At 46.8% G+C, this 14,892-nt stretch carries 14 protein-coding genes and 1 tRNA gene; 3 read left to right on the forward strand and 12 right to left on the reverse strand.

Going from position 1 to position 14,892, the window contains the following annotated elements:
- Positions 1-4: 4 nt before the first annotated feature.
- The 5 genes from ACRD7P_RS06585 to ACRD7P_RS06605 all read right to left on the reverse strand — a co-directional run bounded on the left by ACRD7P_RS06585 (position 5) and on the right by ACRD7P_RS06605 (position 3,267).
- Positions 5-445, reverse strand: coding sequence for a hypothetical protein (locus ACRD7P_RS06585; protein WP_430906746.1), 441 nt, complete (start codon positions 443-445; stop codon positions 5-7).
- Between the two features lie 24 nt (positions 446-469).
- On the reverse strand, positions 470-1,216 hold the full coding sequence (locus ACRD7P_RS06590) for a MotA/TolQ/ExbB proton channel family protein (protein WP_430906747.1): 747 nt from the start codon (positions 1,214-1,216) through the stop codon (positions 470-472).
- A 75-nt stretch (positions 1,217-1,291) separates the two neighbouring features.
- Positions 1,292-1,379, reverse strand: a tRNA-Ser gene (locus ACRD7P_RS06595).
- A 69-nt stretch (positions 1,380-1,448) separates the two neighbouring features.
- Positions 1,449-2,474, reverse strand: a complete 1,026-nt coding sequence (locus ACRD7P_RS06600; RefSeq protein WP_430906748.1) for an asparaginase — start codon at positions 2,472-2,474, stop codon at positions 1,449-1,451.
- A 25-nt stretch (positions 2,475-2,499) separates the two neighbouring features.
- A complete protein-coding gene (locus tag ACRD7P_RS06605) occupies positions 2,500-3,267 on the reverse strand; it encodes a TatD family hydrolase (RefSeq protein ID WP_430906749.1) in 768 nt (255 codons plus the stop codon).
- A gap of 55 nt (positions 3,268-3,322) precedes the next feature.
- On the opposite strand from ACRD7P_RS06605, the gene ACRD7P_RS06610 reads away from it, so the two are divergent.
- Positions 3,323-3,790, forward strand: coding sequence for a retropepsin-like aspartic protease family protein (locus ACRD7P_RS06610; RefSeq protein WP_430906750.1), 468 nt, complete (start codon positions 3,323-3,325; stop codon positions 3,788-3,790).
- 132 nt (positions 3,791-3,922) lie between these two features.
- On the opposite strand, the gene odhB is transcribed toward ACRD7P_RS06610, so the two are convergent.
- Both odhB and ACRD7P_RS06620 read right to left on the reverse strand, forming a co-directional pair.
- Positions 3,923-5,200 (reverse strand): 2-oxoglutarate dehydrogenase complex dihydrolipoyllysine-residue succinyltransferase, encoded by a 1,278-nt coding sequence (gene odhB, locus ACRD7P_RS06615; protein WP_430906751.1) that lies wholly within the window; start codon positions 5,198-5,200, stop codon positions 3,923-3,925.
- Entirely contained in the window at positions 5,197-8,013 is a 2,817-nt protein-coding gene (locus ACRD7P_RS06620) for a 2-oxoglutarate dehydrogenase E1 component (protein WP_430906752.1), read from the reverse strand. Before ACRD7P_RS06620 ends, odhB begins: the two co-directional genes overlap by 4 nt.
- Before the next feature lie 165 nt (positions 8,014-8,178).
- Between ACRD7P_RS06620 and ACRD7P_RS06625 the strand changes: the two genes are divergently transcribed.
- Complete coding sequence (locus ACRD7P_RS06625; protein WP_430906753.1) at positions 8,179-8,694, forward strand: alpha-ketoglutarate decarboxylase; 516 nt, start codon at positions 8,179-8,181, stop codon at positions 8,692-8,694.
- An 82-nt stretch (positions 8,695-8,776) separates the two neighbouring features.
- Here ACRD7P_RS06625 and ACRD7P_RS06630 read toward each other — a convergent pair whose 3' ends face one another.
- The 5 genes from ACRD7P_RS06630 to ACRD7P_RS06650 form a co-directional block, all read right to left on the reverse strand.
- The gene (locus ACRD7P_RS06630) at positions 8,777-9,133 is read right to left on the reverse strand and encodes a hypothetical protein (RefSeq protein ID WP_430906754.1); all 357 of its coding nucleotides are present in this window, start codon (positions 9,131-9,133) and stop codon (positions 8,777-8,779) included.
- Between the two features lie 174 nt (positions 9,134-9,307).
- Entirely contained in the window at positions 9,308-10,582 is a 1,275-nt protein-coding gene (locus ACRD7P_RS06635; protein WP_430906755.1) for an amidohydrolase family protein, read from the reverse strand.
- A gap of 43 nt (positions 10,583-10,625) precedes the next feature.
- A complete protein-coding gene (locus ACRD7P_RS06640; protein WP_430906756.1) occupies positions 10,626-11,171 on the reverse strand; it encodes a hypothetical protein in 546 nt (181 codons plus the stop codon).
- A gap of 20 nt (positions 11,172-11,191) precedes the next feature.
- Positions 11,192-12,208 (reverse strand): UDP-glucose 4-epimerase GalE, encoded by a 1,017-nt coding sequence (gene galE / locus ACRD7P_RS06645; protein WP_430906757.1) that lies wholly within the window; start codon positions 12,206-12,208, stop codon positions 11,192-11,194.
- A 177-nt stretch (positions 12,209-12,385) separates the two neighbouring features.
- A complete protein-coding gene (locus ACRD7P_RS06650; protein ID WP_430906758.1) occupies positions 12,386-13,540 on the reverse strand; it encodes a DegT/DnrJ/EryC1/StrS family aminotransferase in 1,155 nt (384 codons plus the stop codon).
- Between the two features lie 94 nt (positions 13,541-13,634).
- Here ACRD7P_RS06650 and ACRD7P_RS06655 point away from each other — a divergent pair, with 94 nt between their 5' ends.
- Positions 13,635-14,873 (forward strand): 3-deoxy-D-manno-octulosonic acid transferase, encoded by a 1,239-nt coding sequence (locus ACRD7P_RS06655; RefSeq protein WP_430906759.1) that lies wholly within the window; start codon positions 13,635-13,637, stop codon positions 14,871-14,873.
- Positions 14,874-14,892 lie beyond the last annotated feature (19 nt).

The raw sequence follows: 14,892 nt of genomic DNA on the forward strand, positions 1-14,892 counted from the left end.
TTTTTTATTTACCAACTAGTTTTTTAACGGAAGGCACTATCATCAAAATGACAGCTACCGCAGCGAGAATAAAAAACACGTTCAAGCCCATTCCAATTTTTTTGACAGTGGCCTCGTCCGACATCTCCATATATTGCGGCCCTACATCGGTACCACTTGAAATCACATAAGAGATTATCGCTATCAAGGCGAAACCGCCTACGGCAAACAAGGTTTTCTTCAACCCCTGAGGATTGGAAAACATATTCTTGAGTGCAAATCCCAGACTAAAGATGATGGCGACCGCCAATAACAAATACGTTATCATGAACATTGCGGCCATTGCCCCGTTTTGCGCAGCCCCTGCAGGATCAGCTTCGGACTCCGCCCTTGAGGGCAGCATGAACCATAATATGGCACCGATCAACCCTATCGCTATCAAAGCTATTTTTACAATTTTATTCATTGCTATATGTTTAGGGTGTACGATTTATTTTTTGTGGTCTACCAACATATCGATCAAGGAGATGGAAGAATCTTCCATGTCGTTTACGATACCATCAATTTTAGCAATGATATAGTTGTAGAAAATCTGGAGGATAATTGCCGTAATCAGACCGAATACCGTGGTCAATAACGCCACCTGGATATCTCCTGCGATCAACGAGGCACTCAAGTTACCTACCGCAGCAATTTTCTGGAAGGCCTGGATCATACCGATTACCGTTCCCATAAATCCTAGCATGGGTGCAATAGCGATAAATAAGGACAACCAAGAAACGTTTTTCTCCAACTGTCCCATTTGTACACCACCATAGGAAACGACCGCTTTTTCTGCCGATTCGATGCTCTCACCAGCTCTGTCCAATCCCTGATAGTATATAGAGGCAACAGGGCCTTTTGTATTTCTGCACACTTCCTTGGCCGCTTCTACACCACCGGAAGCCAATGCATCCTCTACTTGTTGTTTCAATTTGGAAGTATTGGTACTGGCCATATTTAAGTATATGATCCTTTCGATGGCAACCGCAAGGCCCAAGATCAAACAAAGCAAAACGATACCCATAAAACCGGCACCACCCTGAATAAATTGCTCTTTTAAAACTTGAGTAAATCCTGCTGAAGCTTCTTCCGTTCCTTCCTGAAACATTGCTGCTGTCGTTGTCATGGCACTCATCGTATTCGTTCCCATGATAAACAAGCCGCTAACGGCCAGAGTAGAGAATAATTTTTTCATTTTTTCAAACTTAAATTAGTTAGTTAATAATGCTAAAGATAAAAAAATTTCGCAATAATAAAAGCAAAACCTTTGCAGAGAGGAAGGGATTCGAACCCTCGATACACTTTTGGTGTATACACACTTTCCAGGCGTGCGCCTTCGACCACTCGGCCACCTCTCTAGTCTATAATTTTAAAGGTTGGCCAAATAACGAAAAAAATATTAGTTGAGGAAATTAAACAGGTAAATTTTATGACATCTCTCCCCTTAGGGAGGTTTCGAACACGCTTTTGAACGTTTTATCCGACGTTCCCACCCCTAGGAGGTACATGAGTTTGGTTATAGCGGCCTCGGTAGTGATGTCGCCCCCATTGATGATCTTCATTTTTTTAAGGTGGACACTGGTTTCATATTGCCCTGGAATTACCCCTCCACCGGCGCATTGCGTCACGTTTACGATCTTCAGCCCGCTGGCCGTCGCCTTTTTCAACATTTCGGTCCACCAGGTTTCCGTAGGCGCATTTCCCGATCCGTAGGTTTCCAGCACCAAGCCCTTGAGTCCGGGTGTACTTAAGATGCTTTGCAACAGGTTTTGACCGAGTCCCGGGAACAATTTTAAAATCCCCACGTTGGAATCCAAGCTTTTATGGACCTTTAGTTTCTTTTGTCTTTTTCGGGGCAATAATGCCTCCTTGTGCACTTTTAAATGCACCCCGGACGACACCAGAGGCGTGTAGTTCATGGACTGAAAGGCCTCGAAATGCTCGGCATTGATCTTTGTGGTGCGATTGGCACGAAGCAACTTATACTCAAAATACAAACCTACCTCCTGCACTACCGCCTTGCCTTTTTCCGTTAATGCCGCGATCTGGACACTGGTTATCAAGTTTTCCTTCGCATCGGTCCGCAAATCGCCGATCGGCAACTGGCTCCCGGTAAAAATGACCGGCTTGGAAAGGTTTTCCAACATAAAACTAAGGGCCGAAGCGGTGTAGCTCATGGTATCGCTACCATGCAATACCACGAAGCCGTCATAACGGTCATAATTTTCCGCTATGATTTCGGCGATCTGCACCCAATGGACCGTATTCATATTGGAGGAGTCGATAGGCTCCTTAAAAGAAACGGAATCGATAGCACAATCCAACTGGTTCAGCTCGGGAATGCGTTGAAGCAACTTTTTAAAATTAAACGCTTTTAGGGAATCCGACGCATAATCTTTTACCATACCAATGGTACCGCCGGTATATATAAGTAGAATATTGCTTTTGGCCATATGTGCTTTTCCTTTTTATCGGTTTTTATATCCCAAATACCTGTTTTGAATTTGCGGTGGTCACCGCCGCGATTTCGGAGATGTCCTTCCCATATATGGTAGCGACTTTCTCGGCGACCTGGAGCAAATAGGAGCTTTCGTTCCGTTTTCCACGATAAGGCACCGGGGCCAGGTAAGGGGCGTCGGTTTCCAATACTATATGCCGGAGGTCGATGGTATCCAAAAAAGTATCGATCTTGCCGTTCTTAAATGTCGCTACGCCACCGATACCCAGTTTCAGTCCAAGGGATATGGCCTGTTCTGCCTGCTCCAAGGTCCCCGTAAAGCAATGGAATATCCCAAAAAGGGCGTCGTCGTTCTTCTCTTCCAGAATGGCGAATACCTCATCAAAAGCATCGCGACAATGGATGACTATGGGCAAGCCATACGCTTTTGCCCAGTCGATCTGTGTTCGAAAGGCCTCTTGCTGTTGCAGCAGTGTCGTTTTGTCCCAATACAGGTCGATTCCGATTTCCCCAACGGCATAAAACTTTCGTTCGGCCAACATATCCTGCACATGCCGTAATTCGGCCTTATAACCTTCCTTTACATGTGTAGGATGCAAACCCATCATTAGGAACATATGCGCTGGATAGGCCTTTTCCAGTGCCAACATGGCTTCGGTGTACGTAGCGTCTATGGCGGGTATAAAAAAACGGGACACCCCGCATTTGAGGGCTCTTTCCACTACTTCATGGCGGTCTTCGTCGAAGGCTTCGCCGTATAAATGGGTATGGGTATCGGTCAATATCATGACGCAAAAATAGAGTTATCTTTGCGATAACAAAACTGTTCGGAGAAATGGTATTATGACAAAATTGAAACGTTTTTTAAGGAAAAAGAACTACGTAAAAATTCCGTTGAAATTGACCGCCACCAACCATTTTGAAGTGGTTGCGAGCATCAATGGAATTCGCGGACGGTTTATTTTGGACACCGGAGCATCCAACACCTGTGTCGGTTTTGATAAGATGGATTTTTTTCAACTCAGCTCCCAAGCTTCCGAAATAAAGGCGGCGGGTGCCGGTGCTACGGATATGGAAACCCTGATTTCCAAAAAAAACAAGATAGCAGTGGGCGATTGGCGTCAAAAGAAACTTAAAATCGTGCTATTCGATCTCGTTCACGTCAACGAGGCCCTAACCGCCCACAACGCCATGCCCGTTGACGGAATTATAGGCGCCGATCTTCTAAAAAAAGGAAAGGCGGTCATCGATTATGATACCAAAGACGTTTACTTAAAATTAAAAAAGAAAAAGCGCGACCTTAAACGTTGACCTATTTGGTTCAAGACGTAAAAAAGTTCGGTCTCCACCTAAAACTATCGCGGCATCGATCGGCCAAACAAAAAAATCCCAACAATCAAAGCGTGTCGGGATTTTTTTGAATTTATTTTTGTAAGGACACTGCTACATTTCCAATGCCTTTTTAACATCGTTATCCATAAGCAGCTCCTCCGGATTTTCCAGCGCTTCCTTGACCGCGACCAAAAAGCCAACGGATTCCTTGCCATCAATGATACGATGATCGTAGGACAGGGCCACGTACATGATCGGGGCAATGGCGATGGCACCATCCCTGGCAATCGGACGCTCCACAATATTATGCATTCCTAAGATCGCGCTCTGCGGAGGATTAATGATCGGCGTACTCAGCATGGAACCGAAAACGCCGCCATTGGTAATCGTAAAGGTACCTCCGGTCATTTCATCAACGGTAATCTCCCCTTCCCTGGCCCGAATCGCCAAACGCTTCACCTCGGACTCCACGCCCCTAAAGGTCAAGTTTTCCGCATTTCGGATGACGGGAACCATAAGCCCTTTCGGACCCGATACGGCAATACTGATGTCGCAAAAGTCATAGCTGATCATTTCCTTTCCATCGATCATGGCGTTCACGGAAGGATACATCTGAAGTGCCCGGACCACCGCTTTTGTAAAAAAGCTCATAAACCCTAGGCCCACTCCGTGTTTTGCCTTGAACGCTTCCTTATATTGTTTTCGCAATTCAAAAATTGGCGACATATCCACCTCGTTAAAGGTCGTCAGCATGGCCGTTTCATTTTTAACGGATACCAGGCGTTCGGCCACTTTCCTACGCAACATGGACAGCTTCGAACGGGACTCGCCTCGAGAACCTCCACTTGGGGTGCCCATGGAAGGTACCGCTTTTACGGCATCGTCCTTGGTGATGCGGCCATCACGACCGGAACCTTTTACGGCACTGGCGGAAATCCCTTTTTCGTCCAATATCTTTTTGGCCGCCGGGGAAGCCGTCCCAGAGGCATAGGTGTCTTTTGCCTGTGCGGGTTGCGGTGCCTTTTCGCTATCTGCCTTGGTTTTGGTATCATCTTTCTGCTGTTGCAGATCCTTCTCGGCATTACTGCCGGAACCTTCATCGCCACCGCCCATGGTACTGGACGCCCCGGCACTCGCACCCCCGGGCTTTTCGGCACTGGTATCGATCAAACAGACAATCGCACCCACTTCCACGGCATCGCCCACCTCGGCCTTAAGGGTAATGGTACCGCTAGCTTCCGCAGGCAGCTCCAAGGTCGCCTTATCGGAATCTACTTCGGCTATGGCCTGATCTTTTTCTACGTAGTCACCATCTTCTACCAACCATTCCGCAATTTCTACCTCGGTAATCGATTCACCCGGTGAAGGGACTTTCATTTCTAAAATCATTCTTGTACTGTTTGCTTTGTTATTTTTCTATTTGAATTGTCTTTTTCGGCATCAAAAACGTATTCGATCACCTGTTGGTGCCTGTTTTTAGATCGCACCGCACTTCCCGCCGCCGGAGAGGCATAAAAGCGTCTTGAAGCCACCCTAAACCGATGTGCGCCCTCAAAATGCATCATCATATGGCTCCAGGCTCCCATATTACGGGGTTCCTCCTGCGCCCAGACCAGGTCCTTTGCATTTTTATATTTGGAAATCAATGCGTTCATTTGCTCGGATGGCAATGGAAACAATTGCTCTACGCGTACCAGTGCCACGTCCTTTCGATCATTGGCCTCTTTCGCAGCCAACAGATCATAGTAAAACTTTCCTGTACAAAAGACCAAACTTTTGACCTCTTTTACCGTAGCCGCATCATCGTCGATCACTTCCTTAAATGCCCCGTTGGCCAAATCGTCCGAAGAGGAAACGGCCCTTGGGTGCCGCAATAGGCTCTTTGGAGTAAAGATAATCAAAGGTTTTCTGAAACCGGCCTTCATTTGCCTGCGCAAAATATGGAACATTTGTGCCGGGGTGGTAACGTCGGCAATGTACATATTGTCCCGCGCGCAAAGTTGTAGGTAGCGCTCCATGCGGGCCGAGGAATGTTCGGCACCCTGGCCTTCGTAACCGTGGGGCAACAACATTACGAGTCCGTTCTGAAGCTTCCATTTGTCCTCGGCGGCAGAAATATACTGATCGATCATGATCTGGGCACCGTTACTAAAGTCACCGAACTGCGCCTCCCAAATGGTCAGGGTATTCGGACTCGCCATGGCATAGCCATAATCGAAGCCGACCACACCATACTCGGAGAGCAGGGAATTGTATATCTGAAAATCGCCCTGTTTTCCCGAGACATGGTTCAGCAGCAGCACCTCTTCCTCACTTTCCTCTACCTTCATGACTGCATGCCGATGTGAAAAGGTACCCCGCTCTACATCTTGCCCAGACATGCGTACTCCGAAACCTTCTTCCAAAAGAGACCCATAGGCGAGCAGTTCGCCCATGGCCCAATCAAGCTTGTCCGTTTCAAAAAACATCTTTTTACGATCGCGCACCAGTTTTTCTACCTTTCTTAAAAACTTTTTGTTTTCGGGAAGTTCCGTCAATACCTTGGCCACTTGGGTCAACTTCTTTTTGGGGTACTTGGTGTTCACACCTTCCATCATTTCCCATTCCCTTACGTTCTGAAAACCTTTCCATTCATCGGCCATGAACGGGGTAATTACGGTTTTGTCCTCTTTTCGGGAATCTTCCAGTTCTTCTTCCAAGGAGGCCTTATACTCCGCCTCCAATTTTTTCACATGTCCTTCATCGATAATGCCTTGGGAAAGCAACTTCTCGGCATAAATATCGCGCGGATTCTTATGTTTGGCAATGGCCTTGTAGAGTTTTGGCTGGGTGAACCGGGGTTCGTCCCCTTCATTATGCCCATATTTCCGATATCCCAACAAATCGATAAAAACATCCCTTTTGAAACGCATGCGATATTCCAAAGCAAACAGTGCCGCATGTACCACGGCCTCGGGATCGTCGGCATTGACATGCAATACGGGACTTAGGGTAACCTTACCGACATCGGTACAATAGGTAGACGAACGGGCATCTAAATAATTGGTGGTAAAACCGATCTGATTATTGACCACGATATGAATGGTACCCCCGGTCTTGTATCCGTCCAAATTTGCCATTTGCACCACCTCGTACACCAATCCCTGTCCGGCAATGGCGGCATCGCCATGTACTACGATCGGGAGCACTTTTGAAAAATCGTCCGAAAAGTGGGCATCTTGTTTTGCCCTCGTGATCCCCTCTACTACGGCACCGACCGTTTCAAGGTGGGACGGGTTGGGGGCGATATTCATTTTTATCTTATTGCCGTTGTCCGACATGCGATCGCTGGTCCACCCGAGGTGATACTTTACATCGCCATCGAATATTTCCTGCTCATAATCCTTGCCATCGAACTCACTAAAAATATCTTTTGCCGCTTTGCCAAAAATATTGGTGAGCACGTTCAAGCGCCCCCGGTGGGCCATGCCCATTACAAATTGCTTCACGCCCATTTCCGCGGCCTGTTCCACTATGGCGTCCAATGCCGGGATCAACGATTCGTTCCCTTCCAAGGAGAACCGCTTTTGACCGACGTACTTGGTGTGTAAAAACGTTTCGAACGAAACGGCCTGGTTCAGTTTTTTTAGAATATGCTTTTTGCGGTCGTTGGAAAAGTCGGGGTGGTTGTCGTTTACGTTCAACCATTCCTGTATCCATTGTAAACGTTCTGGCTTACGGATGTACATATATTCCACACCAATGGAATCGCAATAGATCCGTTTTAAATGGCCAATGATATTTCGGAGGCTGGACGTTCCGATACCGATGATCTCACCGGCACTGAAGGTACTATCCAAATCGGCCTCCGTAAGCCCAAAATTTTCGATATCCAAGGTGGGAACATACTTTCTACGCTCCCGAACGGGATTGGTTTCCGTGAAAAGGTGTCCCCTACTGCGATACCCATCGATCAGCCGTATGACCTGGAACTCCTTTTGTAACGATTGGGGCACCTCCGCTTTTTTTCCGTTCGCGGTGGTGACCGAGGCAACACCATCCACAAGATCCAAATCGTCCAGGGCACTTTCGGCTCCAAAGTCGAACCCCTGAAAAAAGGCCCGCCAACTGGGCTCTATGCTATCCGGATTGGCTAAATATTTGTCGTATGTTTCGGCAAAAAAAGAAGTGTGTGCTGCGTTTAAAAAGGAGTACTTATCCATGCAAGGCTTGCTCTAGTTATTGATACCGTTGAAATGTTCATAAAGGTCATTTGACCTCTTTTTCCCGAACGGAACCTTCTCTATATTATTTTATCAAAAATACAATATTTCCCTTTTATCGGGGTATCTTAGGGGTATTAATGTAATGCAAAAGCTACCTGACCAATGCGACCTTCTCCCTACCTGAAAAAAATCCAGCTCCTATTTTTCTTACTGACCGTCTCATCCGCTGCCCTGGCCCAAAATGCGCCTCCGGTGAACACCTTTTGGGAAAGGGTACGTTTTGGCGGCGGTGTGGGCGTTGGGTTCAACAACGCCGGCTTCAACGGCTCACTGGCGCCAAGTGCCATTTATCAAGTATCGGACAAATTTGCTACCGGGATCGGGTTGAGCATTATCTATTCGAAAGTGAACGACAGCAAACTAACGGCCTATGGCGGTAGTATCATCAACCTTTACAACCCGGTGGACTTTTTACAACTTTCTGCAGAATTGGAACAGTTACGGGTCAACCAAAGCCTGGGCGATTTAAACGATAACTTTTGGTCTCCCGCACTTTTTCTGGGTGTGGGCTATACCAACCGTTTTACCACCGTTGGCATTCGCTACAACGTCCTTTTTGATAATGACGACAGCATCTATCTAAATGCCTGGGCGCCCTTTATCCGTTTTTATTTTTAGTGATCGTTTACTTTGGCCGTTATGGTCCGCAGCTCCCGTCAAAATAGGAGCATCCAGTTCGGGTACCAAGCCGCAACAAAATTCAATTGCTATACAGTTCCTTTAATTTCACTTTTTGAAACTCCCTTTTTAATATCAAGAACGAAACCTGTTCCGCTACGGCAACTACATCGGTAACCTGTATTTCCTTGAAGGCACTTTCCGGCACGTCGATTACATAGAGTAAATTAAGATAGGCCGAAAACTTTTCCATAATCAAATGGTATACTTTTTCGTGTAAGGTGGACCCTAAATCTTCGGGAAACATGCCCAAACCGATATCGATCTGAAGGTTCGACAATAAAAAGTCCTTCTCCAATTGGGCGATCAACGGTTGGTATAACCCTACCGAAATGGCATTTTGTAACAATGCGGTACTGTTCGTAAAAGTAGCTTGCATATTAGAAGATACGGAACAACTTCGCTATTTGGTTGTTAACGACAAGCTAAAAAGGCTTTGCTCTCGCGACAAATGAAAAATTAAGAACAATCCCCGGCAATCCAGCTAATTTCGTTCTAAAAACAAAATCCCTAAACCCATATTAACAGGTAACAGGCTGCTTTATTTAGCATGTTACTCTTTATACACCACCCCGTTTTTCATCACAAAAACGGTTTGTTCCAACGTTTTTACATTTTTAATGGGATCTTCCGCAACAGCGATGATATCGGCGAAGAAACCGGGCTCCAAGCGCCCGATCTGGTCTTCCATTCCCAAAAGTTTGGCATTGACCACGGTAGCTGCCTTTAACGACTCGCCCACCGGGATTCCCGCTTCTTTGAGATACCCGAATTCTATCGCGTTCAAGCCATGGGGAAACACACCGGCATCCGTACCGAAGCCCATCGGGACCCCTTTTTTGTATGCCCTTGCCATTGCCGCCTGATGTTTGGGACCGATATCTAGTGCTTTTTTCGCGACCACATCGGGAAAGAAACCTGGTATTTTTGCTTTTTCGGCAACTTGTTTTCCTGCACTGATCGTCGGAATCAGATAACACTTTTTCTGTATCATGAGTTCCATGGTCTCTTCGCTCATCAACGTTCCGTGCTCTATGGTACTCACCCCTCCTAAAATGGCCAAGCGCATTCCTTCGTCACCATGGGCATGTGCCGCCACGGAAAATCCATAATCTTTGGCCGTATCCGTAATGGCCTTTATTTCCTCAAGAGTAAACTGTGGGTTCTGACCACTTTTCGCCACGCTCAATACCCCTCCGGTAGCGGTTATTTTTATCACATCGGCGCCATTTTTATAACGTTGCCGAACAGCTTTTCGGGCATCTTCCGGTGAGTTGACCACCCCTTCCTTCGGTCCGGGATCTCCCATAAGGCTTTTCCGCATACCATTGGTAGGATCGGCATGCCCACCGGTACTCGCAAGTGCCTTGCCGGCGGTAAGGATCCTCGGGCCTCGCACCAACCCTTTGTTTATCGCATTTCGTAGGGCAATGTTGACTCCGGAGCCTCCGAGGTCGCGCACGGTAGTAAAACCGGCCATCAATGTTCGCTCCGCATATACCGTGGCCTCAAAGGCCACATCCACGTCATTACCGGTAAACTTTTTAATGTAGGTTTTAGGGTCGAACTCCGACTCCAAATGCACGTGCATATCGATCAATCCGGGCAATACTACCTTATCCTTTAAATCGACCAACAGATCTTCGGCGCCCCCTGCCACAAAACCGTCCTTGATCTCTTTTATCCTATTACCGGATACTACGACCGTTTTCTTGGAAAGAGACGTTCCCGTTTCGGTATCGAACAGGGTACCACATTGCAGATAGCTATCCTGTGCATTGGAAACAATGGAAATACCGAGCACCAAAAGTGTAAAAAGATTTTTCATTTGTGTTTTGATTTTATCATATGTACCGGTCCATTAATGAACCTTAGGGCGTTGCGCTACTGGATCGGTATGCTCCCAAGACCGCTTTCCCTGCCTTTTTGTTGAAGCGCTTGGAAAATGTAAACAAGTCCCAAAACCATACCCTTCGCGAAATATTAAACGAAAAATTTCGTTTTACCGTACTGTCGTTAACGGTCTCATCGAACCGAAAGTAATACTTTTCCGGAACAACTACCGGCATTTGGCCCAAGGTGAGCATTGTCGGCAGCATCGGAGTAGCGCAGGCAACATTTTGCTCCAAGGGATATAGGGTAATGTGCAAATCGGCGGAACTGCTGTCCGTCACTATTGCGAATAGTTCGGAAGCCTCCAGTATTTTAAGCGCTTTCTTCAAGCTATCGTTACGCACGTAAGCGTTCTGCCTTACCCGCTGATTGGTATAGTGCCGATACTTTTTAGGATATAGCTTATAGGAATAACAGGAGGTACAGAGCAAAATGCCCAAGAACGCCAGTACTAAGGATGACCGCTTCCTACCACTATGATTGGTTGTTGTAATGTTCTTTTCTAAAATAGCGATACGGTGCACCTATTGCAACAAGCTCCGGACTAACTCCTGACCTTTTGTTCCCATTCCCAAGCCGATCGCATGGCTTCGTCCAAACTCGATTGCGCTTTCCAACCCAACACCTCATTGGCCTTGGTGGTATCGGCAAAAGCCTCTATAACATCGCCGGGCCTACGGTCCACTATTTTGTAGTTCAGGTTTTTTCCGGATACCCGTTCAAAACTGCGGATAACCTCCATGACCGAACTGCCTTTTCCCGTACCCACATTGAACACTTCATAGTTCTTTTCGTTTTTACCGTGCAGCAAACGTTGGAGCGCTACCACATGTGCCTTGGCCAAATCTACCACATGAATGTAGTCGCGCACGCACGTACCGTCCTCTGTTGGATAATCGTTACCGAAAACGGACAACCCTTCTCGAATTCCGATACCGGTCTGTGTAATGAACGGCACCAAATTTTGTGGCACCCCTACCGGCAATTCCCCTATTTCAACACTGGGGTGCGCTCCCATGGGATTAAAATAACGTAGCGCGATCGCTTGAAGGTTAGGGCTTACCTTACAGATGTCCGAAATGACCTCTTCGCCCATTTGCTTTGTTTTCCCATAAGGCGATTCAGCAGGTTTGATCGGGGCATTTTCGGTAATCGGCATCGCATCTGCCTGGCCGTAAACGGTACAGGAAGAACTAAAGATAAAGCTTGCCTTTTCCTTTTTGACCAAAGCCTTTAACACATATACCAGCGACCCGATATTGTTTTCGTAATACAGCAGAGGTTTCTCAACGCTCTCCCCTACCGCTTTTGAAGCTGCAAAGTGGATGACCCCGGCGATATCGGAATGGCGTTCGAACAGGGCACCTACCGCCTCTTTTTCCCGTAAATCGATTTTCTCGAATACCGGCTCCTTTCCTGTAATGGCGGTAATTCCCGCTAGTACTTTTTCATCGGCATTGGAACAATCATCGACGATAACGACCTGATATCCTTCGTTTTGCAGCTCAACGACAGTATGGGACCCTATAAAACCCAAACCGCCCGTGACTAAAATTTTCATCTGTTTAAAATTTTGTAGTTCACTGAAAATGAAAAAACTAAAAATTTCCGCACATTCAGTAATTCGCATAAACTTATTTTAATCATCTCGGTAGAGTATGCTTAAAAAAGTTTATGCTCATTTCATATATTTATTTTAATGGTTGGTTTTTGCACCCAAAACTAACGACTTGCCCGGCTATCCATTTAAAAAACCGATGACCGTAGCGGTAATATAGTCGATTTGCTCATCGTCCAGCTCCGTATGCATCGGCAGGGAAACTACTTGTTCGGAAAGCAGATTGGTTATTTCGAAATCAGATTCGTTATATCGGGCATCGGCATATGCTTTTTGCCGGTGCAAGGGTATGGGATAATAGACCCCACAAGGTATACCCTTCTCACCCAAATGCTTTACCAGTGCATCGCGCTTTCCGTTGGTTATCTTTAAGGTATACTGATGAAAAACATGACAGTCGCAAACATCGCAAATGCCCTCGCAACCGTTTACGGTCTTTGGAACCACAATATCGGGATGGCCCGAAAAAGCGGCACTATATTTTCGGGCGGCCGCCCTTCTGTTATCGCAATACATGTCGAGTTTGGGAAGCTTTGCGCGCAGTACCGCGGCCTGCATGGAATCCAATCGAGAGTTTACCCCGACCACATCATGATGGTACCGCTGGTACATTCCGTGGTTTACGATTCCCCGCAACGTATGCGCCAAGGCATCGTCATTTGTGAAAATGGCTCCCCCATCACCATAGGCCCCTAAATTCTTGGAAGGAAAAAAGGAGGTCGCCCCAACATGCCCGATGGTACCGGCTTTTCTTTTTGTTCCATTTTTTGAAGTATGGTTGGCTCCAATGGCCTGTGCATTGTCCTCTATTACAAAAAGCTTGTGCTTTTCCGCCAAATCCATAATGGCATCCATGTCGGCACATTGGCCAAAAAGGTGAACCGGTACGATCGCCTTTGTTTTTGGGGTGATCGCCCTTTCTATTGCCGCAATGTCGATATTAAAGGTATCGGGATCTACATCCACCAGTACGGGGGTCAGTTGCAACAGCGCAATGACCTCCACCGTAGCGGCAAACGTAAAGTCGGCCGTAATGACCTCGTCGCCGGGCTGCAATCCCAAGCCCATCATGGCAATTTGCAGGGCATCGGTTCCGTTGGCACAGGGAATAACATGTTTGACCCCTAAATACGTTTCCAGATCCTTTTGAAAGGCATGTACCTCCGGACCGTTGATAAAGGCCGAAGTTTCCATAATGTTGGCGATCGCGGCATTCACCTGCGCTTTGATGCCCTTGTATTGCCCTCCAAGATCTACCATTTGGATTTTCTTCATGCCCTTTGTTTTTTCAAGATTTCACACAAAAATACGAAACAGGCATCAATGAACTCTGGAAAGAAATGTAATTTAGCTGGCAAATTGATTTTCCGTGTTTTCCATTTATAATAGCATTGTTCATTTGGCTTGGGCCGGGCTTCGGTTTGTTGCGCTTTTCAAACCAAAAATCCGCCTTTTTGTAGCTGGTAGAAAAAAAACCTGGGGGCAACTGAACGAGCTTCTTTCGGGGAACGATCGCACCCTATGGATGCATGCCGCATCCCTGGGGGAATACGAGCAAGGGCTCCCGGTAATCGAACGGCTAAAGACCGCTTTTCCGTCCCAAAAAATTGTAGTCACCTTCTTTTCCCCTTCCGGATATGAGGTGAAAAAGAACAGTACGGTCGCCGATGTAATCGTTTACCTGCCCATGGACACCAAAGCCAATGTTTCCCGGTTTTTGGACATGGTGCGACCGGAACTTGCGATTTTTGTGAAGTACGAAGTATGGCCCAATTACCTAAGGGAGCTGCACCGGCGTGAAATTCCCGCCTTGTTAATTTCCGCATTGTTCAAAAAACACCAAGTCTATTTTAAGCCCTATGGCGGATTCATGCGATCGGCCCTAAAAAAATTCTCCCATATTTTTGTCCAGAACAAGGATTCGCAAGAGTTATTGGTAAAAGCCGGAATCAAACGGGTTACGGTTAGCGGGGACACCCGCCTTGATCGGGTAAGCGAAATTTTGGAGCGTGACCAACGCCTTGATTTTATGGACGCGTTCAAAAAAGACCGGCAGTGTTTTGTAGCGGGCAGCACTTGGCCGGAAGACGAAGCAATTTTGATCGACTACATCAACCACGCACCGTCGTCATCGCTTAAATATGTGTTCGCCCCACATACCATTACCCCCGAAAGGGTTTTGGGACTGGCCGGCTCCCTCAACAAAAAAACCGTTCTGTACTCGAAAATGGATCCGGAGACCATAGGCAACTATGAGGTGTTGCTGATCGATACCATCGGCCTACTGACCAAGATTTATAGTTATGCGGATATCGCCTATGTCGGGGGCGGTTTTGCAACGGGGCTCCATAATACCATGGAACCTGCCGTTTTTGGTATCCCGGTCATCATTGGTCCACAATACAAAGGTTTTAAAGAGGCCGAGGAGCTGGTGGCCGAAAAAGGTATCTTGTCCGTAACCGATGGTTGGGGTTTCGGTGAGCTTATGAAAAGATTGTTGGACAATCCCGATTTTCAGAAAAAAACAGGCGCCATAAACGCCAGCTATATCGCTAAAAATAAAGGCGCTAGCATCCAAATCGTAGCACACATACGTACATTATTATAGTTCAATGCCAATTGCCACT

Source organism: Maribacter sp. 2-571 (genome assembly GCF_050589625.1).
In the GTDB taxonomy this organism is placed as follows: Bacteria; Bacteroidota; Bacteroidia; order Flavobacteriales; family Flavobacteriaceae; genus Pelagihabitans.